Origin of the sequence: Tessaracoccus sp. MC1756 (genome assembly GCF_014164735.1) — a bacterium.
Lineage (GTDB): Bacteria > Actinomycetota > Actinomycetes > Propionibacteriales > Propionibacteriaceae > Arachnia.
In genome coordinates this window covers 549412-571952 of record NZ_JACJFZ010000001.1, presented here as the reverse complement: position 1 = coordinate 571952, position 22541 = coordinate 549412, and the positions used below count along the sequence as shown (strand labels likewise).

The 22541-nt window shown below is 65.8% G+C and carries 11 protein-coding genes; 3 read left to right on the top strand and 8 right to left on the bottom strand.

Annotated elements, in window-relative coordinates:
* Window positions 1–16: 16 nt before the first annotated feature.
* The 7 genes from H5393_RS02595 to H5393_RS02565 all read right to left on the bottom strand — a co-directional run bounded on the left by H5393_RS02595 (window position 17) and on the right by H5393_RS02565 (window position 13934).
* A complete protein-coding gene (locus tag H5393_RS02595) occupies window positions 17–5284 on the bottom strand; it encodes an alpha-L-fucosidase (protein WP_182765393.1) in 5268 nt (1755 codons plus the stop codon).
* Window positions 5285–5520: 236 nt separating this feature from the next.
* Window positions 5521–6714: an elongation factor Tu gene (tuf, locus tag H5393_RS02590; RefSeq protein ID WP_182765392.1), complete on the bottom strand. Its 1194-nt coding sequence runs from the start codon at window positions 6712–6714 to the stop codon at window positions 5521–5523.
* Between the two features lie 182 nt (window positions 6715–6896).
* Window positions 6897–7358, bottom strand: a complete 462-nt coding sequence (locus H5393_RS02585) for a GNAT family N-acetyltransferase (protein WP_182765391.1) — start codon at window positions 7356–7358, stop codon at window positions 6897–6899.
* Window positions 7359–7449: 91 nt separating this feature from the next.
* On the bottom strand, window positions 7450–9531 hold the full coding sequence (gene fusA, locus H5393_RS02580) for an elongation factor G (RefSeq protein WP_370585907.1): 2082 nt from the start codon (window positions 9529–9531) through the stop codon (window positions 7450–7452).
* An 82-nt stretch (window positions 9532–9613) separates the two neighbouring features.
* Window positions 9614–10084 carry a 30S ribosomal protein S7 gene (rpsG, locus tag H5393_RS02575; protein WP_076060714.1) on the bottom strand — a complete coding sequence of 157 codons (471 nt, stop codon included), beginning with the start codon at window positions 10082–10084 and terminating at the stop codon, window positions 9614–9616.
* Window positions 10084–10455, bottom strand: a complete 372-nt coding sequence (rpsL, locus tag H5393_RS02570; RefSeq protein WP_076060716.1) for a 30S ribosomal protein S12 — start codon at window positions 10453–10455, stop codon at window positions 10084–10086. The genes rpsG and rpsL overlap by 1 nt, the downstream gene beginning before the upstream one ends.
* Before the next feature lie 350 nt (window positions 10456–10805).
* Window positions 10806–13934, bottom strand: coding sequence for a discoidin domain-containing protein (locus H5393_RS02565; RefSeq protein WP_220488148.1), 3129 nt, complete (start codon window positions 13932–13934; stop codon window positions 10806–10808).
* 420 nt (window positions 13935–14354) lie between these two features.
* On the opposite strand from H5393_RS02565, the gene chvE reads away from it, so the two are divergent.
* The 3 genes from chvE to mmsB all read left to right on the top strand — a co-directional run bounded on the left by chvE (window position 14355) and on the right by mmsB (window position 18304).
* Window positions 14355–15500 (top strand): multiple monosaccharide ABC transporter substrate-binding protein, encoded by a 1146-nt coding sequence (gene chvE / locus H5393_RS02560; protein ID WP_182765389.1) that lies wholly within the window; start codon window positions 14355–14357, stop codon window positions 15498–15500.
* Window positions 15501–15576: 76 nt separating this feature from the next.
* Window positions 15577–17112 (top strand): multiple monosaccharide ABC transporter ATP-binding protein, encoded by a 1536-nt coding sequence (mmsA, locus tag H5393_RS02555; protein WP_182765388.1) that lies wholly within the window; start codon window positions 15577–15579, stop codon window positions 17110–17112.
* Between the two features lies 1 nt (window position 17113).
* Window positions 17114–18304: a multiple monosaccharide ABC transporter permease gene (gene mmsB, locus H5393_RS02550; RefSeq protein ID WP_182765387.1), complete on the top strand. Its 1191-nt coding sequence runs from the start codon at window positions 17114–17116 to the stop codon at window positions 18302–18304.
* Window positions 18305–18607: 303 nt separating this feature from the next.
* Here mmsB and rpoC read toward each other — a convergent pair whose 3' ends face one another.
* Entirely contained in the window at window positions 18608–22537 is a 3930-nt protein-coding gene (rpoC, locus tag H5393_RS02545; protein WP_370585936.1) for a DNA-directed RNA polymerase subunit beta', read from the bottom strand.
* Between the last annotated feature and the right edge of the window lie 4 nt (window positions 22538–22541).

Here is a 22541-nt window from a genome sequence, read left to right as displayed (position 1 = left end):
TGCCGGCCAGTATGAGTCAGCCGCGCTTCTCGGGGCCTCCGAACATCACGATGTTGTTGAAGACCCACTGGTTGTTCTGCGAGAAGGTGTAGCCACCCGCAGGCTTCGCCGTGGCGGCGTACACCGTCGTCATCGTGTAGGAACGGCACGCGCCCCTACCTGTGGCGGCGGTGTCGCATTCGGTCTTCCACTGCCGACCGGCCGACGTGAGCTCCCCGGCCTGACCCAGCGGGTTGCCCTTCCAGGCCTGACGCGTCATGTACGGCAGGTACGTCAGGTTGTTGAACGCCCACCCCGACTCGCGGACGAACTGCCCGTCCTCGACCTTGACCACGGTGGCCCAGATCTCGGTGCGGCACCGCTCGGTCTGCGAGTACGCCTCGCAGGTCGTCATCCACTGACGGCCGTTGAAGTCGTGCGTGCCGGGCTCGGTGTACGGCGCGGTCCGGACGAACGTGTCGGACGGCTTGGTCGGGGTCGCCGTCGGCTTGACCGAAGGCGACACCGAGGGCTTCACCGAAGGCGACTTCGAGGGGCTCGGCGACACCGAGGGCGAAACGCTCGGAGACGGCGACGGAGACGGCGGCGGAGACGCAGCCAGCGTCACAGTGACCGTTGCGGTGCCGCTGGCCGTGCCGTCAGTGGCGGTCACCGTGACGGCGCCCACCGCCTGGGCTGCGGCCACGGTGATCTTCGCCGTGGCCACACCTACCTCGTTGGCGGGCACGGTCACCGTCGTGCCTCCGAGCGTCACCGTCACGTCGGCGCCGGGCACGAACCCAATGCCTGTCACGGTCACCTCAGAGTCCTGCTCAGCCGTCGTCGGGGTCACAGACACCCGCGCGTCCGTCAGCGGGGCATCTGTGAGGTCAAACACCTCGACGGGCCCTCGCAGGTTGACCTCTGCGATCTGCGCCCAGGGCTGGCTCTGCCCGCCGGCCCCGGTCACGGCCGACGTCGACGTCAGACGCAGGTACCGCGTGGTCACGGGCTGGTCGAAGGTGACCGTCTTGGCGTCGGTGCTCGACGCGTCGAAGTTGCCCTTGGCCACCTGCGTGTAGACGGCATCCGCGGGGTCCGCGAAGGACTGGGCCTGCAGTTCGGTCGCGGTCCGCGTGCCGAAGGTGCCCGTCGCCGAGTGCACCTCGAAGCCGACGATCTGCCCGTTACAGGCTGCCGGATTGATCGAGGAGCCACACGCCGACTTGGGGCGGGGCACGTACGTCAGCGAACCGATCGTCTGCACCGACCCGAAATCCACGGTGATGAAGTGCGGGTGCGGCGGGTTCGAGCCCTCCCACTGCGTGTGCCAGAACGACGCCGGGTTGCCGTCGATGGCGGCGGTGACGTAGCCGTTGCCCCCGCCTTCGGCCGGTTCCGCCGAGTTCCACGCCACGACGCCGGAGATGGCGACCGGGGCGGCCGGGTTCACCAGGGCGATCTGCGCCGACACAGCGCCGGTTTCACCCGTCGGGGTCAGCACCGTGGCGGTGATCACTCCCGACGTGCCCGACTGCGGCGCCCGCACCGTGACGGTGGCGGTGCCATCGCCGGCGGGAACCCACTGACGCGAGGGGGAGACGACCCAGCCTGCCGGAGCATCCACGGCCAGCACGCTGTCGGCGGGCAGACCGTTGGTGATCAGCGAGATGGTCTGGGTGGTGCCCAGCGTCATACCGGTGGGCTCGCCGGCCAGCTCCACCAGTGGAGCGCGGTTCACCACGAGCTCGAAGGTGGTGCTCGCGGAACCGCCGCTACCGTCGCTGACACTGACCGTCACCTGGTTGGTGCCCGTGGCGGTCGGCGAGCCGGAGATGAGGCCGGTCTGGGCGTTGATCGTGACGCCGGATGGGAGGCCGGTCGCCGAATACGTCAACGCGTCCCCATCGCGGTCGGACGCCAGGATCTGGATCGCGACGTCGCGTTCGACGATGGCGCTCTGGGCGCCCACGTCGGTGATGCGGGGCGCACGGTTGCTGTCGGAATCGACGAACACCTCAAGGTTCTGGCTCTCGTCGTACGACGCGAACCAGTCTTCGGCCGGGGCAGCACCGATGGTGGGCAGGACTTTCCCGTCGTACGTGGTGATCACGACGGGCTCGTCCGCGGTGCCGTAGGCCCACAGGCGGGCGCTGGAGTCGTCGCACGACGTGCCCGACTTGAAGAAGACCGTCGCACTCGGCGCCAGGTCCAGGGTGCGCAGCTGCTCAAGCGAGTTCAGCGGCGCGGTCTGGGTGCCGGGGCCGGCGGTCGGGGCTTCACAGTCGATCCAGATGTCCGTGGGTCGACCGGGGTCCTGCTCCAGGGTCTGGTAGAGCGACAGGTTCGCGATGCCGTAGGTGCCGCGTGCCGAGGGCACGGTGACGCGGAACTCCTGGGCGGTCACGGGCGTGTCCAGGCGCCAGATGCGGTTGACACCGACTGCACGGCCGGTGGCGATCTGCTGCCAGTTGCCGGCGACCTTGGCCTCGACCCTGATGTCGCGGATCTGCTGACCGTGGTCCGAGGAGTCCTCGCTGACGCTGATGCGGTTGACGCGCTGGGGTGAGCCCAGGTCGATCAGCAGCGGTGTGGTGTCATCGCCGCCGTCGGAGACCCACGACGAGCGGCTGTTGCCGTCGGTGATCTCGTGGGTGGTCCCACCACCGACGGTGACAGCGCGGCCGAGCGCGAGGTCGTTGCCGAACGCCTTGCGACGCAGCTGTGCGAAGTCCATGATCGCGTCGACGTTGGATTGCGAGAGTCGACCCTCCGTCGTCGGGGGCACGTTCAGCAGCAGGACGGAGTTGCGGCCAACCGAGGCATCCCAATGGTTGTCCAGCAGCGCCTGCCCCGTCTTCGGGGTGTCCTTGCCAGGGCCCCAGAACCAGCCCGGGGTGAGCTTCATGTCGGCCTCGGACGGCCACCAGTGCAGGTGGGTCGCCCGACCGTCCTGCGTGGCGGAGACGATCTGGTCGTCGAAGCCGTACAACTGGTCGAAGTTGCCCGATTGGACGGCGCCGATCCTGCCGCCGGGTTCGCTCTCGTTGACCGGTACGACAGCCCACTCGTCATTGCGGGCCGAGCCGTGCTCGTTTCCGACCCAGCGGATGTCGCGGCCACCCACGGCGATCTGCGCCTTGGGTTGCAGCTTCTTGATCAGGTCGTAGTACGCCGAGTAGTCGAAGCGCTCGGTGCCGGAGGTGTTGCCGCCGGCGCCGTCGAACCAGACCTCGTCGACCTGGCCGTACTGGGTGAGGACTTCGTACAGCTGGTTCAAGAAGTACTGGCCGTAGTCGGTGGCGTTGTAGTTGTAGGTCGGCAGGTCGCCGGCGGCCACTGCTGCCGAGCGGTCGTCACCCTCCACCAACGTGGGAATGGTGCGGGGCGTCGCTGAGGAACCGTTGGCGTAGATGCCCTTGATCTCGGCATTCGAGTCAGCCGGTGACAGGTACAAGCCCACGCCCATGCCGTACTTGCGCGCGGCATCGGTGAACTCCTTGACGATGTCGCCTTCGCCGTTCTTCCACGGGGAGGCGGAGATGTCGTAGTCGGAGTAGCGGGTCGGGTAGGACAGGAAGCCGTCGTGGTGCTTGACGGTCAGCACTGCCATCTTCATGCCGGCGTCGCGCAGGTTCTTCAGCCACGAGTCGATGTCGGCGTTGGTGGGATTGACCTTTTCCGCCGGGTAGGTGCCGTAGCCCCACTCGATGTTCTCGAAGGTGTTGGGGCCGAAGTGCAGGAAGCCGGTGTACTGCAGTTCCTGCCAGTCGAGCTGCTCCGCCGTCGGGCGGACGGCGCTGGCCTTGGCGACGATGTCTTCGCGGCAGTCCTCTGCGGCGACGGCGACGAAGTTTCCAGTCTCGAAGGGGCCGCCTTCGCAGGTGGTGCCCGGATCCTGCGTCTGGAACAGGAAGGCTTCGCTGCGGAACGCCTCGTTCAGCTGGGCCAGGCGGGCGCGCTGGATGGTGCCGGCGAATCCGCGGTCGAGGCCGGCGGTGTTGACGTCGTTTCCGAAGGCGGTGCCACCGGGGATGGCCTGACGCATCAGCGTGGTGGCGGTGATGGTGGGACCGGCCACGCCGTCGAGCCAGAGGTGCATCTTCGCGCCGCCCTCGGGCTGCGGGTCGTAGGCCACCGAGATGACGTGCGACGCTCCAGCGGCCGGAAGCGCGATGGTGGCGATGTGATTGGACCAGTTGCCCGCGGTTCCCGTGGGGTTGCTGGAGAAGCCGTAGCGGAGCTGGCCGTCCTGGTAGCGGACGAAGGAGTTGCCGCCGAGCGCGAAGACGGTGGCGAGGGTGCGCTGCGTTGCCGAGGGCGTGAACTCGAGCTCGGCGACGAAGCCGGCGTCCAGATTCACCGCGCTGAGTGGGTTCGGATCGGCCAGGAAGTTGAGCGCGTGCGTGGCGGCGCTCAGAGTCGCCTGGCCGCCGCCGACGGTGGCGCCGTCACGGGACGTCAGGGCACCTTCCACGGTCTCCTCCGCCGCGGGCACGTAGGCCGTGCCGTCGAGCGAGCCGTCGAACGAGACGTCGAGCAGGTCGGTGGTCAGGGCACGCGGCTGGAACTCGAAGGCCACGTCGGCCGAGCCGTCGGTGGCGGCGACGCGGACCTCGTGCAGCGTGCCGGGCATCCCACGGTCCTGTCCCGCCGGGTGCACGTCGTTGCCGAAGCCGAACATGTTCGCCGAGCCGCTGGCGATCACGAGGGGGTGCGGGCCGGTGACCGGGGGCATGGCGACCCCGTCGAGCATGAGGTCGACGGTGGTCTGGGCGGCCGTGTAACGGTAATGCAGTGAGATCGCATGGCGTTCCCCGTCCGACGGCAGGTCCACGTCGCGCGTGTTCTTGGTCCAGGATCCGCCGAGGTTCGTGTCCCAGCCGTAGCGCAGCCTGCCGTCCTGCGCACGGACGTAGAAGTTGCCACCCGCGGACATGATGGTGTCGAAGTGCTCGACGGCGTCGGGGGTGTACTGCACCTCCATGAGGAAGCTCTTCGTTCCGCTGTCGAGCACGAAGTTGTTCGGCAGGAAGCGGATGCCCTCGGTTCCTCCGGCGAGGACGACGCCCTCGCCGGGCACTTGGTCCTCGTTCCCGTCCATTCGCTGCAGCGTGCCGCGCTTGAGCTCCGCTCCCTGGGCTGTGTAGTCCTCCGTGCCCACGAGAGAGCCGCCGAAGGCGACGTTCAGCGAGTCGCGCTCTGCTGCTTGGGCGGGTTGGAGGGTAGGGGTCATGGTTGCGGCGAGAGCCACAGCGAGGGCGCTGACGAGCACCTTGCTGAAGCCTGCGGATCGCTGGCGCACGGGCATTGGTCTCCGATCCTGATCAACTCTGATCCAGTGACGTCATGCTAGAGGGCCTTGTTAGCGTTGCCACGATATGGACAACGCGACTGCGCGACAGCGCTGCGCGGGAAGGACCAGCTCACCCACGGGTTCTGCGTCACACCGCTTGGGGGAGGCGCCGGCAGATGAGGCAGGACGGCGAAGGGGCCGCACAGCCAAGCTGTGCGGCCCCTTCGCGGGATCAGTAGATCAGATCACTTGAGGATCTTGGTGACATTGCCTGCACCGACGGTACGGCCGCCTTCACGGATGGCGAACTTGAGGTTCTCCTCCATGGCGATCGGCTTGTTGAGGTGCACGGTCATCTCCGTGTTGTCGCCGGGCATGACCATCTCGGTCCCAGCGGGGAGCTGGACGACGCCGGTCACGTCGGTGGTGCGGAAGTAGAACTGCGGGGAGTAGTTCGAGAAGAACGGCTTGTGACGGCCGCCCTCTTCCTTGTTCAGCACATAGACGTTGGCCTCGAAGTCGGTGTGCGGGGTGGTCGAGCCCGGCTTGATGACGACCATGCCGCGCTCGACGTCTTCCTTCTTGGTGCCGCGGAGCAGCAGGCCGACGTTCTCGCCAGCGCGACCCTCGTCGAGGATCTTGCGGAACATCTCAACACCGGTGACGGTGCTGGTCTGCTTCTGCTCACGGATGCCGATGATGTCGACGGTGTCGCCGGTGTTGACGACGCCGCGCTCGATGCGGCCGGTGATGACGGTGCCACGACCGGTGATCGTGAAGACGTCCTCAACGGGCATCAGGAACGGCTTGTCAGTGTCGCGCTCGGGCTGCGGGATGTACTCATCCACGGCCTCCATGAGCTCGAGGACCGACTTGCCCCACTTCTCGTCGCCGTTCAGGGCGGGGAAGGCGGCAACGCGGACGATCTTGGTGTCTTCGAAGCCCTGAGCGCTCAGGATCTCGTCGAGTTCCATCTCGACCAGGTCGATGAGGTCAGCGTCATCATCGTCGATCATGTCGCACTTGTTGAGCGCGACGACGATCGCCGGCACGCCGACCTGGCGAGCCAGGAGAATGTGCTCGTGGGTCTGAGCCATCGGGCCGTCGGTGGCGGCGACCACGAGAATGGCGCCGTCCATCTGAGCCGCACCGGTGATCATGTTCTTGACGTAGTCAGCGTGTCCGGGGCAGTCGACGTGTGCGTAGTGACGCTTCTCGGTCTGGTACTCGACGTGCGAGATCGAAATGGTGATACCACGCTGGCGCTCTTCGGGCGCCTTGTCGATCTGGTCGAACGCCGAGGCAGAGTTCCACTGCGGGTACGCGTCGTGCAGCACCTTCGTGATCGCCGCGGTGAGAGTGGTCTTGCCGTGGTCGACGTGTCCGATGGTGCCGATGTTGCAGTGCGGCTTGGTCCGCTCAAACTTGGCCTTTGCCACGAGGGCTCCTTCTTGGATCTCGCCACGCACTCTGCGCAGCTCTAGATTTTTGGGGTTCCTGATGCCGGTAGGGCACAAGGGACTCATTCATTTTTGTCCAGTGAGCGCCGATAGTCAAACCAGAGGTGCCCACACTGATCGGTCAGTCTAGCGAACATGTTCAAGCAGCGGCGCGGCGAGGCTCAGATCCGGCCCAGGTGGCCCCAGGGTGAGGGCCGCACCATCGTGATGTGGGCGATCCCGGCCTCCTCGAACGGCTCCCCCACCCGTTCGAACCCGAATCCCGCATACAGACCCTGGACGTAGGTCTGGGAGTGCAAGACGATCGGTTCGGGGCCCAACCGGCCCACAGCCTCCCGGAGGAGCACCCGGGCAAGGCCCCGACCGCGCCGGTCGCTCCGCACCGCCACCCGACCCAACGCCCAGAAGGCGCCGTATTCCGGCGTGGCGAGCCTGAGCGTGCGCAGGTAGGCCGCCGCTCCCCCGTCGTCATGGATGGAATAGTGCAGCGTCTGCGGTGCGCGGTCGTGCTCGTCGAAATCCTGGACGTCGGCGCGCTGCTCCACGTAGAACACCATGGTGCGCAGCACGGCGATGTCGAAGAACTCGTCCTTGCCCAGTTCGCTCCAGGTCCTGATCCGCATGTCCACAACGTCACTGTATAGAAGACCGGAATGCGAGACCGGCCGAGAGCTCACGCTCCCGGCCGGTCTCAAGACATCCTAGGGTCGAGTGTTACTCGCCCTTCGCCTTGGCGACGATCTCCTCCATGATGTTCTTGGGGGTCTCGGCGTAGGAATCGAATTCCATCGAGTAGTTGGCCTGGCCCGAGGTCTTCGAGCGCAGGTCACCCACGTAGCCGAACATCTCCGAGAGCGGCACGAGCGCCTTGACGACACGGTTGCCGTGAAGCTCGTCCATGGACTGGATCGAGCCACGACGCGAGTTCAGGTCACCGATGACGGTGCCCAGGTAGTCCTCGGGCGTGGTGACCTCGACGGCCATGACGGGCTCCAGGATTGCCGGGTCCGCCTTGCGCGCGGCTTCCTTGAAGGCCATGGAGCCGGCGAGCTTGAACGCCAGCTCCGAGGAGTCGACGTCGTGGTAGGCGCCGTCGGTCAGCGTCACCTTGATGTTGTCGACCGGGTAGCCGGCGAGCACGCCGAACTGCAGGGCCTCCTTGACGCCGGCGTCCACCGCGGGAATGTACTCGCGGGGGATGCGGCCGCCGGTGACGGCGTTGACGAACTCGTAGCCGGAGCCGGGCTCGGTGGGCTCGAGGTCGATGATGACGCGCGCGAACTGGCCGGAGCCACCGGTCTGCTTCTTGTGCGTGTACTCGACCTTCTGCACCTTGCGGCGCAGGGTCTCGCGGTACGCGACCTGCGGCTTGCCGATGTTCGCCTCGACCTTGAACTCCCGCTTCATGCGGTCGATCAGGACGTCGAGGTGCAGCTCACCCATACCGGCGATGATGGTCTGCCCGGTCTCCTCGTCGGTGTGGACCCGGAAGGTGGGGTCCTCCTCCGCGAGACGCTGGATGGCGTGCGACAGCTTCTCCTGGTCCGACTTCGTCTTCGGTTCGATCGCCTGCTCGATGACGGGGTTCGGGAAGGTCATCGACTCCAGCACGATGGGGCTGGCCGGGTCGCACAGGGTCTCGCCGGTGGTGGTGTCCTTGAGCCCCATGACCGCGCAGATCATGCCGGCACCGATGGAGGGGATCTCCTCACGCTTGTTGGCGTGCATCTGGTAGATCTTGCCGATGCGCTCCTTGCGGCCCTTGGTCGAGTTGAGGACCTGCGAACCAGACTGCAGGACGCCGGAGTAGACGCGCACGAAGGTCAAGCGACCCAGGTGCGGATCGGCGGCGACCTTGAAGGCGAGAGTCGACAGCGGCTCGTCGTCGGAGGGGTGACGCTCGAGCTTGACGTCCTCGTGGCCGGGCTTGAAGCCGTCGATGGCGGGCACGTCGAGCGGCGACGGCAGGTAGGCGACGACCGCGTCGAGCAGGGGCTGCACGCCCTTGTTCTTGAACGAGGTGCCACAGACCACGGCGGTGAAGGTGTTGGTGATGACGCCCTTACGGATGGCCGCCTTGACCTGCGCGACCGAGGGCTCCTCGCCTTCCAGGTACAACTCCATGATGTCGTCGTCCACGTCCGCCACCCGCTCGATGAGCGTGGCGTGGGCAGCCTCGGCCTCGGCCCGGAGCTGGGCGGGGATCTCCTCGACGTCGTAGTCCTCGCCCATGGCGGTCTCGCCGCGCCACGTCAGCGCGCGCATCTCCACGAGGTCGACGACGCCCAGGAAGTCACCCTCGGAGCCGATGGGCAGCTGCAGCAGCACCGGATCGGTGTTGAGGCGCTCGCGGATCGTCCTGACGACGTGGCTGAACGAGGCGCCGGTGCGGTCGAGCTTGTTGATGTAGCAGATGCGCGGCACGCCGTACTTGGTGGCCTGGCGCCACACGGTCATCGACTGCGGCTCGACGCCGGCCACGCCGTCGAACACCGCAACAGCGCCGTCGAGGACGCGGAGCGAACGCTCGACCTCGACCGTGAAGTCCACGTGGCCGGGGGTGTCGATGATGTTGATCAGGTGGTCGTGCCAGAAACAGGTCGTCGCGGCGGACGTGATCGTGATGCCGCGCTCCTGCTCCTGCTCCATCCAGTCCATGGTGGCCGCGCCGTCATGGGTCTCACCGATCTTGTGGTTCTTGCCGGTGTAGAACAGGATGCGCTCGGTCGTGGTGGTCTTGCCGGCATCAATGTGCGCCATGATGCCGATGTTGCGAACCTTGTTCAGGTCGGTCACAGTTCGGTCCTTCTCGAGTATCGAAGAGTCAAGTCGTTAGACGGTGAGAGCCCCCGTACCCTGCGGTACGGGGGCAGCTGAATCACCAGCGGTAGTGGGCGAAGGCGCGGTTGGCCTCAGCCATCTTGTGCGTGTCCTCGCGGCGCTTCACGGAAGCACCCAGACCATTCGAGGCGTCGAGGATCTCGTTCATGAGACGCTCGGTCATCGTCTTCTCGCGACGAGCGCGGGAGAAGCTGACCAGCCAACGCAGCGCCAGAGTGTTCTGACGGCCGGGCTTGACCTCGATCGGCACCTGGTAGGTGGCACCGCCGACGCGACGGGACTTGACTTCGATCGAAGGCTTGACGTTGTCGAGAGCCTTCTTCAGCGTCTGCACCGGGTCGGTACCGGTCTTGGCGCGGGCGCCCTCGAGGGCGTCGTAGACGATGCCCTGGGCGACGGACTTCTTACCGTCGAGCAGGATCTTGGAGACGAGCTGCGAAACGAGCGGCGAACCGTAAACGGGGTCGATGACCACGGGACGCTTCGGGGCGGGACCCTTGCGAGGCATTACTTCTCCTTCTTGGCGCCGTAGCGGCTGCGGGCCTGCTTGCGGCCCTTGACACCCTGGGTGTCGAGCGAACCACGGACGATCTTGTAGCGCACACCGGGGAGGTCCTTCACACGACCACCGCGGACGAGCACCATCGAGTGCTCCTGAAGGTTATGGCCGACGCCCGGGATGTAGGCGGTGACTTCGATGCCGGAGCTCAAACGCACACGCGCGACCTTACGGAGCGCGGAGTTCGGCTTCTTCGGCGTGGTGGTGTACACGCGAGTGCACACGCCGCGACGCTGGGGCGAGCCCTTCAGCGCGGGCGTATTGCTCTTGGACGGTTTGTCCCTGCGGCCCTTCCGGACCAGCTGCTGAATAGTTGGCACCTGTTTGGTTTCACTTTCGTTGTCTGGATATTGGCGGGGGTTTCCCTGGCGCAGGTCTCCGTGTCATCGTTCCGGGTCACCGTTCCGGGCAGAAACACAGTTGGCTGCCGTGCGAACTCCGCACGCGTCAGGGTTCCTCGCAACGTTTAGGAACTGACCGTCATGCCAGGGCACGCACAATCGCGCCCTAGTCTGGGCACGCTTGCCAAGATTACTCCACCGGTGCCCGAGGGTCAAAAATCACGCGGACCACCATGCCCCCCAAGGTGGGCTGCCTCCAGCACCCCGTTACAGGAGCCGGCCGCCCTCCCGTCAGGGAAGGTGGCCGGCTCATGCCCCCAGGTGCACCGTCAGCGCTTCTCCGGTCCCCCGAACATCACGATGTTGTTGAACACCCATTGGTTGCCCTGCGAGAAGGTGTACCCACCCACAGGCTTCGCCGTCGCCGCGTACACCGTCGTCATCGTGTAGGAACGGCACGCGCCCCTGCCCGTGGCGGCGGTGTCGCACTCCGTGCGCCACTGCCTGCCGGCCGACGTGAACACGCCGTCGTTCGTGGAGCCCGCGTCGCCCAGCGGATTGCCCTTCCAGGCTTCCCGCGTCATGAACGGCAGATAGGTCAGGTTGTTGAACGCCCACCCCGATTCGCGGACGAACGTGCCGTTCTCGACCTTGACCACGGTGGCCCAGATGTCGGTGCGGCACCGCTCGGTCTGCGAGTACGGCTCACAGGTGGTCATCCACTGGCGACCGTTGAAGGTGTGCCTGCCGGCCAGGGTGTACGGCGCAGTGCGGACGAACGTGCCGGTGCCCGTCGTAGCAGTGGGCTTCACCGTCGGCGACTTCGACGCGCTCGGCGTCACGGTCGGCTTCACGGTGGGCGTCGCAGACGGGGAAGGCCCGACCTTCGGCTGCACCGAGATGGTGAACTCCATCAGAGCCACGTTGCCCGCGGCGTCGGTGACCAGCACCGTCACCTCGTGGTCTCCGACGGCGTTCGTCGTGCCCGAGATCACGCCGGACTGGGCGTTGATGCTGAGTCCTGCCGGCAGGCCGGTGGCGGAGTGGACCAGTGGCGTGGAGTCATCCTGCGCTCCCACCCGGATGGTCGCGGCCACGCCCGCCGTGACCTGGGTGGTGGCCAACTGCGTGACCGCGGGAGCGGAAATGTCTCCCTGGGGATCGATCTCCACTGCGGGGATGATCACCTCGTAGAGCGAGAGGTAGGGGCTCAATGCCTTCTCAGTCACGTTGATGCGCACGTACCGCGCATCGACCTGGTCGAACTCGAGTTGGTCCACCCGCTCCCCTGCGCTCTGGGCGCTCCTGGAGCCGACTTCGGTCCAGGTCACTGCGTCGTCCGAGACGAGCACGGTGTAGGCGGCGGCAGCGGCCGCTTCCCAATGGACCTGAACCTGATCCATGGCGCGCCGGACACCGAGATCGATCTGCAGCCACGTGGGCATCGCATAGCTGGCAGACCAGCGCGTGCGCAGGTTGCCGTCGAGGGTGTTCTCCGGACCGAACGCCGGTGCCTCGTTGCCGGAAGCGGTGGCGGTGGCGCCATCGGTCAGCGGACGCGGCCCGTTGACCACGACCTCCCAGGCGCTCGCACCTGCTTCGGACTTTGCCGAGACCCGCACGTACCGGCCGATCATGGCAGCGAACTCGACGCTGTTGCCGGTGGCGTGCACCGCGGCCGCGCGCCAGTTCTCGCCGTCGTCGGAGATCTCCACGTGGTACGAGGTGGGCAGGGGTTGGGCCCAGGCGACGTCCACGCTCGCGATGGTGTTCGACGCACCGAGGTCAACCACGAAGGAGGGGTCCTTCTGCGTGCTGACCCAACGCGTCGTGCGGCTGCCGTCGGTGAGCGCCGCAGCGGGACCCTCCGGAGTGCTGGACGAAGCGGTGACGCTGGCATTGCGGCTCAGCTCGACGGTACCGGGCTGCGACACCGCACCGATGGTGGTCAGACCGGGGCCCCGCCCGATCTCGCGGACCCCCGCGGTGAACTCGGCGTAAGTGCGCGTCGGCGTCTGTGCATTCCACGTCTTCTGGGAGATGACAGGGAAGGAATCCTCGATCAGACCGTCGACGTCGAGTTCGGTGTAATCGGCGTCCACCAGGTCGTTCCACACCGCGAACCGGGCGCCGTTGGGCCCACCCGCCGGCACGATGTCGGTGGCGTCGAGCCGGTTGGGCAGCCACACGTCGTAGAGACGCTGGTTGTTGAGGCCTTGGCCGTGGTAGTAGTTCGCGAACGGCACCACATAGAGGGTGGAGTCGTTCATGTTGATGTATTCGTAGCCGTCAGCCTCTGCACTGGCCATCCCGTACCAACCGTTGTTCCAAGCGCCGATCAGCACGTCACGGTCATAGCCGGCAGCTGAACCGTGCATCACCGTCATGGAGCCCCACGCGGCCGGCTTCTTGCCGTGGCTGCGGATGTACTCAGCCATCTCATTGAAGAAGTCCCGGTACTCCTCGGCCTCTGACCGGCTGTACTCATCCGCGCCGAAGTGGACGACCGGGCCCTCGAACCAGTCGATGAATTCGCCGAAGATCAGCTTGATCATCTCGCGCGTCTCCGGCTTGGAGAGGTCGAGCATGTCGTCGTCCCCTCCGTTGAGTCCCAGTTCGGGTCGCCACTGGATGAACGCCAGCGAGTGTGCAGGCACGTCGATCTCGGGCGTGATCACCACAGCGTTATCGGCCGCAGTCTCCTCGAAGGAGCGCCAGGTCTCGCGGTCGTAGCTGCCGTCCTCTGCCGCCAGACCGGCCAGCTCGGGGTTGTCCGAGGCGAGGCGGAAAGCGGCGTACCCGTCCTGCCAGCCGGTGCTGGGGCGAGGGATCTGGTTGTCGTTCAGGTGGATCTGGAAGGAGTTCAGCTTGTACCAGCCCATCATCTTGATGTAGTCGCGCAGGAACTCGGGTGTGAAGTAGCGGCGGGCGACATCGAGCATGAAGCCACGGTCGGCGTAATCGGGCCAGTCGTGCGCCGTGCCGACCGGGAACTGGTCGCGTCCCTCTGACTGCATCAAGCCCTGCAGGAGAGTGCGCGTTCCGTAATAGAGACCCTGCTCACTGTGAGCGGTGATCGTCACCTGGTCCTCGCCGGCGACAAGCTCGTAGCCCTCGGCGTTGAACAGCTCGCCGGCCCCTGTGACGCTGAGCTCCTCATCGATCAGCAGGACGATATCCGCGGAGCCCGTGGTCGCGGTGGTCTGCGCAGGGAAGCCGGTGTAGGCGGTGAGGTCATCGACGAAGCGGCTGGCGAGATCCGCGGCTTCTGGCGCGGCGACGGTCGTCGGTCGAGCCGCATCCTGTTGGAAGGTGCCCTGGCCCCCCACCCATTGCTGTAGTTCCGGAACGATGAGCGGTGCGGCGTTGGGCTGCGCGTTCGCGTGCGGTGCCGCAAGCGTGCTGCCGACCATCGCCACTGCCATGACGGGGACAAAATACCGAGCCAGTGATTTCACCATGAATCCTTTCGACGCCCCAAGACACCATCCCGGGGTTCCTTGTGTCTGCAGGTTGGGGCGATGTGCTCACCCACCATGAGCAACACACCCAAGGGCCGGCCAGCCTTCGGCACCGGGTTCGGGGCCGGACCGATCGGCTCGAACGCGTCTGCGCAGGGGCGGATGATACCGCGGCGACACCTCGATCCGCAGTCGGGGTGGCCTAGGGATTCGTTATGAAACCGAGACTGATCGATTGCGCGATTCACGTTGACGGGGGCCTCTCAGTTGAGCACCATGTGACAAAGAAAACCGTTTCACGGGTCCTCGTATGCCGCCCCGTGTCACACATGCCGATTCGTCGGAGAGGGCATCAGAGCCCCACCCAGGGATGGCCAGAGTTGGCCTCCACTGATCCGTTTCTAGGAGGAAACGATAATGAAGCTCAATCGTCGCGGGTTCATCGGGCTGGGCGCTGCCAGCGTTGCCGTCCTCGGTCTGGCCGCCTGCGGAAATGACTCCCCTGCACCCGGGAGCGATCCGACCACCTCCGCCAGCGCCAGCGCCGGCGGAGGGGAAGCGGCAGCCGGCGGCAAGGTCGGCGTCTCGATGCCCACCCAGACCTCCGAGCGCTGGATCGCCGACGGCGACGCCGTCAAGTCGCAGCTCGAGGAGGCCGGCTTCGAGGTCGACCTGCAGTTCGCCAACGATGACATCCCGACCCAGTCGCAGCAGGTCGACCAGATGATCACCCAGGGCGTCAAGGTCCTCATCATCGCCGCCATTGACGGCACCGCGCTCGCACCGCAGCTGGATGCGGCGGCCGCAGCCGGGATCAAGGTGATCTCCTACGACCGTCTGATCCGCGACTCGGAGAACGTCGACTTCTACGTCTCCTTCGACAACTTCAAGGTCGGCGTCGCGCAGGGCCAGTCCCTCATCGACGGCCTCGCTGAGCGCTTCAGCGCCGAGAAGCCCGCCAACATCGAGCTGTTCGCCGGATCGCTGGACGACAACAACGCCCACTTCTTCTTCAACGGCGCCATGTCGGTCCTGCAGCCGAAGATCGATGCCGGCGAGTACGTCGTCCCGTCGGGCCAGACCTCCATCGAGCAGGCGGCCATCCTCCGCTGGCAGCAGGAGACCGCGCAGAAGCGCATGGAGGACCTCCTCACCGCCAACTACAGCGACAAGAAGCTCCACGGCGCCCTGTCCGCCTACGACGGTCTCTCGCGCGGCATCATCACCGCACTGGAGAACAACGGCTACGGCGGTGACACCTTCCCGATCGTCACCGGTCAGGACGCCGAGATCGCCTCGGTCAAGCTCATCAACGACGGCATCCAGTACTCGACGATCTTCAAGGACACCCGTCTCCTGGCCGAACAGGCCGTCAAGGCCGCCGTCGCGCTGCTCGAGGGCAACGAGCCCGAGGCCAACGACACCGAGACCTACGACAACGGCGTGAAGGTCGTGCCGTCGTACCTCCTCGACGTCACCACCGTCACCAAGGACAACGTCACCGAGGCCCTTGTGGACACCGGCTACTGGACCCAGGAGCAGGTCGACTCCGGCGTTGCCTGATCCCCGGTAACTGACGCGATGGGGCCGGTGGTTGAATACAACCGCCGGCCCCATCCCAATTGAAAGCAGGCATACCTTGAGCGACATCATTCTCGAGATGCGCAACATCACCAAGGAATTCCCCGGTGTGAAGGCGCTGTCAGACGTTAACCTCAGCGTGCGGCGGGGCGACATCCACGCCATCTGCGGTGAGAACGGAGCTGGCAAGTCCACCCTCATGAAAGTGCTGTCCGGCGTTTACCCGCACGGTACCTACGACGGCCAGATCTTCTTCGATGACGAAGAGGTCAAGTTCAACTCGATCAACCAGTCCGAAGCCAAGGGCATCGTCATCATCCACCAGGAGTTGGCGCTGGTCCCTCAACTGTCCATCGCGGAGAACATCTTCCTCGGCAACGAGCAGGCGGAGAGCGGCCGCATCAACTGGCACAAGACCAACCAGCGCGCCGCCCAACTGCTGCGCCAGGTGGGCCTCGACGAGAACCCCACCACCCTCATCCAGGACATCGGGGTCGGCAAGCAGCAGTTGGTGGAGATCTCGAAGGCGCTCTCCAAGAAGGTCAAGCTCCTGATCCTCGACGAGCCCACCGCCGCCCTCAACGACACGGACTCGGCGCACCTCCTCGGCCTGCTGCGGCAACTGCGCGATGAGGGCATCACGTCGATCATGATCTCGCACAAGCTCAACGAGATCATCTCCATTGCCGACGCCAACACGATCATCCGTGACGGAATGACGATCGAGACCATCCAGAAGGGCCCGGAGATGCAGCAGAGCCGCATCATCAAGGGCATGGTCGGCCGCGACCTCGAGCATCTCTACCCCGACCACGAGCCGAAGATCGGCGAGGAACTTTTCCGCATCGAGGACTGGTCCGTCATGCACCCCACCATCCCGGGGCGCAAGACCATCGACGACGCCAGCCTCAACGTCCGCGCCGGCGAGATCGTCGGCATCGCCGGCCTCATGGGCGCGGGCCGAACCGAACTCGCCATGAGCGTCTTCGGCGAGGCGTGGGGCCACAAGATCAGCGGAAAGGCATACCTGCATGGCAAGGAGGCTGACCTCTCCTCCGTGCACCAAGCGATCAACGCCGGCTTGGCGTACGCCACCGAGGACCGCAAACGGTTCGGCCTCAACCTGATCGACGACATCCGCCGCAACATCTCCGCCGCCTCCCTCGACCGGCTCAAGACTCCCCTCGGGTCGGTCAATGCCAACGAGGAGATCAAGCGCGCCGAGCAATTCCGGGGCAGCATGCGCATCAAGGCACCGTCGGTGATGACGATCGCGGGGCAACTGTCCGGCGGTAACCAGCAGAAGGTCGTCCTCTCCAAGTGGATGATGACCGAACCCGAGGTGCTCATCCTCGACGAGCCGACCCGAGGAATCGACGTGGGCGCCAAATATGAGATTTACACCATCATCAACTCACTCGCCGACGCAGGCAAGGCCGTCATCGTGATCTCGTCCGAGTTGCCCGAACTGCTCGGCATCTGCGACCGCATCTACACGCTGGCCTTCGGGCGCATCACCGGCGTCCTGGATCGCGGCGAAGCAAACCAGGAGAACCTCATGACACTCATGACCAAGGAAAGGGAGGCTGCCTGACATGGCAAGCGTCAAGAACATGCTGGGGGCGGTGAACCTCCGCCAGAGCGGCATCTTCCTGGCCCTGGTGGCCATCGTCATCCTCTTCCAAGTCTGGACGAAGGGCCTGCTGCTCAGCCCGCCCAACGTGACCAACTTGGTGCTGCAGTACTCCTACATCCTGGTGTTGGCGATCGGCATGCTGTTCGTCATCGTCGTGGGCCACATCGACCTGTCCGTGGGATCCGTGATCGCGCTCGTGGGTGCCATTGCGGCAACCCTCGTGATCAAGATGGGGCAGGCGTGGTGGGTCGCGGTGGTCGCCGGGCTCGCAGTCGGCCTGCTGATCGGCCTCTGGCACGGCTTCTGGGTGGCTTACGTCGGCATCCCCGGCTTCATCGTGACGCTGGCCTCCATGCTGCTGTTCCGTGGCGCGACGTTCATGGTGCTGGGTTCCATCTCCCTGTCCCCCATGAGCAACGAGTACAAGCAGATCGCCACGGGGTTCCTCCAAGGCCTCTTCGGCACAGTCCCCATCTTCGGCAAGGAAGTGGACATCTTCACGCTACTGGTCGGCGTCCTGGCCGTGGCAGGGTTCATCTTCAGCGCTCTGCGCACGCGCGCCGCCCGCATCCAGTACGAGCAGCCGGTGGAGAAGGCGGGCCTGATGATCGCGAAGTTCGCCGCCATCGGCGCAGCAGTGCTCTTCTTCGCCTTCCAGCTCTCGGTGAGCCGGGGCTTCCCGATCGTGCTGTTCATCCTGGCCGCCCTGATCCTGCTCTACGCGTACCTGTCGCAGAACACGGTCTACGGTCGCCACACCTACGCCATCGGCGGCAACATCCATGCGGCCCGCCTCTCGGGCGTCAACGTGAAGCGCACCATCATGCTCGTGTACGTGCACATGGGTCTGTTGTCGGCCATTGCGGGCATCATCTACTCCTCGCGCGCGAACGGCGCCCAGCCCGCCGCAGGTAACGGCATCGAACTCGATGCCATCGCCGCCTGCTTCATCGGTGGCGCAGCGGTCACGGGCGGCGTCGGCCGGGTCGTCGGTGCCATCATCGGTGGCACGATCATGGCAGTCATGACCAATGGCATGCAGCTGCTCGGCGTGGAGGCACCGACGCAGCAGGTCGTCAAGGGCCTCGTGCTGCTCCTCGCCGTTGCGTTCGACCTCGTCAACAAGCGGCGCGCAGTGTCCAAGGGGTAACTTCCCGGACACGGCAGCAGGGCCGGATACCGATTCGCGGATCCTCGTGGTCCTCGCAACACCTGCTGTAGGTGATCTGAAGCACATCATGCACACGCCCGGCTGGCTCGTCCCAGCCGGGCGTTGTGCGTGGTCAGCGGTCCAACCGATCCGGCGAGCAGCCTCACCCCGCGGCACGCGGCGCTGCGCAACCGAACTCGCCGTGCAACTCCACACAAAGACACGGTCCCCGCAACTCCCAAAACGTTGGGTGTTGCGAGGACCGTGAGAACCGCGGTGAGTGTCTGCCCCTTCGGATCAGGTTCAGCGAATCTCGCCGAAGTCCATCTCGTCGAGCGGCACGGCCGGGCCGACCACGTCAGAGCCGAACGCGTAGTCGTACGGGTCGTAGCTCATCGTGTAGGCGGTGGCGCGGGCCTCTTCGGTGGGCTCGACCCGGATGTTGCGGTAACGCTCGAGACCGGTGCCGGCCGGGATCAGCTTGCCGAGGATGACGTTCTCCTTCAGGCCCAGGAGCTTGTCGCTCTTGCCCTGGATGGCGGCATCCGTGAGGACCTTGGTCGTCTCCTGGAAGGACGCGGCCGACAGCCACGACTCCGTCGCGAGCGACGCCTTGGTGATACCCATCAGCACCGGACGACCCTCGGCGGGCTTGCCACCCTCGGAGAGCGCCCGACGGTTCGAGGCCTCGTAGCTGGGACGGTCCACGAGCTCGCCGGGCATCATGTCGGTCTCACCCGAGTCGATGACGGTGACGCGACGCAGCATCTGCCGGATGATGATCTCGATGTGCTTGTCGTGGATGGGGGCGCCCTGCGTGCGGTACACACGCTGGACCTCCTCCACGAGGTGCTCCTGCACCTTGCGGAGACCACGCACGCGAAGCACGTCCTGCGGGTCCACCTGGCCGGCGGTCAACTGCTGACCGATCGACACGCGGACGCCGTCCTGGATGTGGATGCGCTGACCCGTGTTGTCCTCGAACTCGAGGCGGGTGCGGCGGCCGACCGGGTACTCCAGGTCTTCGCCACCGTCGTCGCGCACGATGACGATCTTGCGCGAACGGTCGCCGTCCTCGATCCGCACGACGCCGTCGGCCTCTGCGATCGGTGCCTTGCCCTTGGGCTGGCGGGCCTCGAAGAGCTCGGTGACACGCGGCAGACCCTGCGTGATGTCGTCGCCAGCCACACCACCGGTGTGGAAGGTACGCATCGTCAGCTGGGTACCGGGCTCGCCGATGGACTGGGCAGCGACGATACCGACGGCCTCGCCGACATCCACGAGCTTGCCGGAGGCCAGCGAACGGCCGTAGCACATGGCACAGGTGCCGGCAGCCGACTCACAGGTGAGCACGGAGCGGACCTTGACCGTGGTGACCCCGGCCTCGACCAGCTTGAGAATCTCGGCGTCGCCCAGGTCGGTTCCGGCCTGGACCAGCACGTTGCCCTGGGCGTCGACGGCGTCGACGGCCAGCGAGCGTGCGTAGACGGCGGTCTCCACGTCGACCGGGGTCTCCACGGAGGCGTCCTTGGCGAACGGCTCAGCGGGGATCTCGATCGGGCGGCCCGTCTCGTCCGCACCCGCGGTGGTCCACTTGGCGATGACCTTGGTGAGGCCACGCTCGGTGCCGCAGTCCTCCTCGCGGATGATCACGTCCTGCGAGACGTCGACCAGACGACGGGTCAGGTAACCGGAGTCTGCGGTACGCAGAGCGGTGTCGGCCTGGCCCTTTCGGCCACCGTGCGTCGAGATGAAGTACTCGAGCACCGACAGGCCTTCGCGGAAGTTGGACTTGATCGGGCGGGCGATGATCTCGCCCTTCGGGTTGGCCACGAGTCCTCGCATGGCGGCGATCTGACGCATCTGCGTCATGTTTCCTCGAGCGCCCGAGTCCACCATCATGAAGATGGGGTTCTCGGTCGTGAAGTTCGCCTTCATGGCCTCCGTGAGTTCCGTGGTGGCGTCACCCCAGATGCCGATGAGTTCGGACCGACGCTCGTCCTCGGTCAGCTGACCGCGGTCGTAGAGCGTGTCGATCTTGGTCGCGCGACGCTCGTAGACGTCAAGGATCTCGGCCTTCTGCGGCGGGGTCTGGACGTCCGAGATGGACACCGTCACGCCGGAGCGCGACGCCCACTTGAAGCCCACGTCCTTCAGGTTGTCGAGCGCAGCCGCGACCTTGACCTTCGGGTACGTCTCCGCCAGCTCGTTGATGATCGGGCCCAGCACGCGCTTGCCGACGACGGTGTTGACGTAGTGGAAGTCCTCCGGCAGCGCCTCGTTGAAGAGGGCGCGACCGAGCGTGGTCTCCACCAGCACCGAACCGTCGGGGCGGGGCTCGACGCCGTCCACGACGACGTCACGCAGCACGATGCGGCACTTGGCGCCGATCGACAGGTCGCCGCGGTCGAAGGCCATGATGGCCTCGGCCAGCGACGAGAAGAGCCGGCCCTGTCCCTTGCCCTCACGTTCGGAGGTGAGGAAGTAGTGACCGATGATCATGTCCTGCGTGGGCATGGTCACGGGGCGGCCGTCTGCCGGCTTCAGGATGTTGTTGGTCGAGAGCATCAGCACGCGTGCCTCAGCCTGGGCCTCGGCCGACAGCGGGAGGTGCACAGCCATCTGGTCACCGTCGAAGTCGGCGTTGAACGCCGTGCAGACGAGCGGGTGGATCTGGATGGCCTTGCCCTCGATGAGCTGGGGCTCGAACGCCTGGATGCCGAGGCGGTGCAGGGTTGGTGCACGGTTCAGCAGCACGGGGTGTTCGGTGATGACCTCTTCGAGGACGTCCCACACGACGGGGCGCTGACGCTCCACCATGCGCTTGGCGGCCTTGATGTTCTGGGCGTGGTTCAGGTCGTCGAGACGCTTCATCACGAACGGCTTGAACAGCTCCAACGCCATGGCCTTCGGCAGACCGCACTGGTGCAGCTTCAGCTGAGGACCGACCACGATGACCGAGCGACCAGAGTAGTCGACGCGCTTGCCCAGGAGGTTCTGCCGGAAGCGACCCTGCTTGCCCTTGAGCATGTCGGAGATCGACTTCAGCGGGCGGTTGCCCGGCCCGGTGACGGGACGGCCGCGACGGCCGTTGTCGAACAGCGAGTCGACGGCCTCCTGAAGCATCCGCTTCTCGTTGTTGACGATGATCTCGGGGGCACCGAGGTCGATCAGCCTCTTGAGACGGTTGTTGCGGTTGATGACGCGGCGGTACAGGTCGTTGAGGTCCGAGGTGGCGAAGCGGCCACCGTCGAGCTGCACCATGGGGCGCAGGTCCGGGGGGATGACCGGGACGACGTCCAGCACCATCGACGAAGGCGCGTTCTGGCCGTTGAGGAAGGCGCTGACCACCTTGAGGCGCTTCAGGGCACGCGTCTTGCGCTGGCCCTTGCCCGTGGCGATGGTCTCGCGCAGCGAGATGGACTCGGCCTTCAGGTCGAAGTCCTGCAGGCGCCGCTGGATCGCCTCGGCGCCCATGGAACCCTCGAAGTACTTGCCGAAGCGCTTCTTCATCTCGCGGTAGAGGATCTCGTCGCCCTCGAGGTCCTGGACCTTCAGGCCCTTGAACCGCTGCCACACCTCGTCGATGCGGTCCAGCTGACGCTGCGCACGGGTGCGGATGAGGTTGGCTTCCTTCTCGCCCGCCTCGCGCACCTTGCGCTTGACGTCGGCCTTGGCACCCTCTTCCTCAAGAGCGGCCAGGTCCTCCTCCAGCTTGCGCATGCGGGTTTCGATGTCCGCGTCACGCTTGCCGGCGACCTGCTTGGACTCAGCCTCGACCTTCGCCTGCAGCGAGGAGAGATCGCGGTGGCGGCCCTCCTCGTCGACGGAGGTGATCATGTGCGCAGCGAAGTAGATGACCTTCTCGAGGTCCTTCGGCGCGATGTCCAGCAGGTAGCCGAGACGGCTCGGGACACCCTTGAAGTACCAGATGTGGGTCACGGGCGCGGCCAGCTCGATGTGGCCCATGCGCTCGCGACGCACGTTGCTCCGGCTCACCTGAACGCCGCAGCGCTCGCAGACGATGCCCTTGAAGCGGACCCGCTTGTACTTGCCGCAGTAGCACTCCCAGTCACGGGTGGGGCCGAAGATCTTCTCGCAGAAGAGGCCGTCACGCTCCGGCTTGAGGGTTCGGTAGTTGATGGTCTCGGGCTTCTTGACCTCGCCCTCGGACCACTTCTGGATCTGCTCGGTGCTCGCGAGACCGATCCGGAGTTCATCGTAGAAGTTCACGTCC

Excerpts from the sequence above, each read along its gene's own strand:
- H5393_RS02585 (WP_182765391.1), bottom strand. The coding sequence starts at position 7,358 with ATGCGGATCAGGACCTGGAGCGAACTGGGCAAGGACGAGTTCTTCGAC.
- rpsG (WP_076060714.1), bottom strand. The coding sequence starts at position 10,084 with ATGCCTCGCAAGGGTCCCGCCCCGAAGCGTCCCGTGGTCATCGACCCC.
- chvE (WP_182765389.1), top strand. The coding sequence starts at position 14,355 with ATGAAGCTCAATCGTCGCGGGTTCATCGGGCTGGGCGCTGCCAGCGTT.
- mmsB (WP_182765387.1), top strand. The coding sequence starts at position 17,114 with ATGGCAAGCGTCAAGAACATGCTGGGGGCGGTGAACCTCCGCCAGAGC.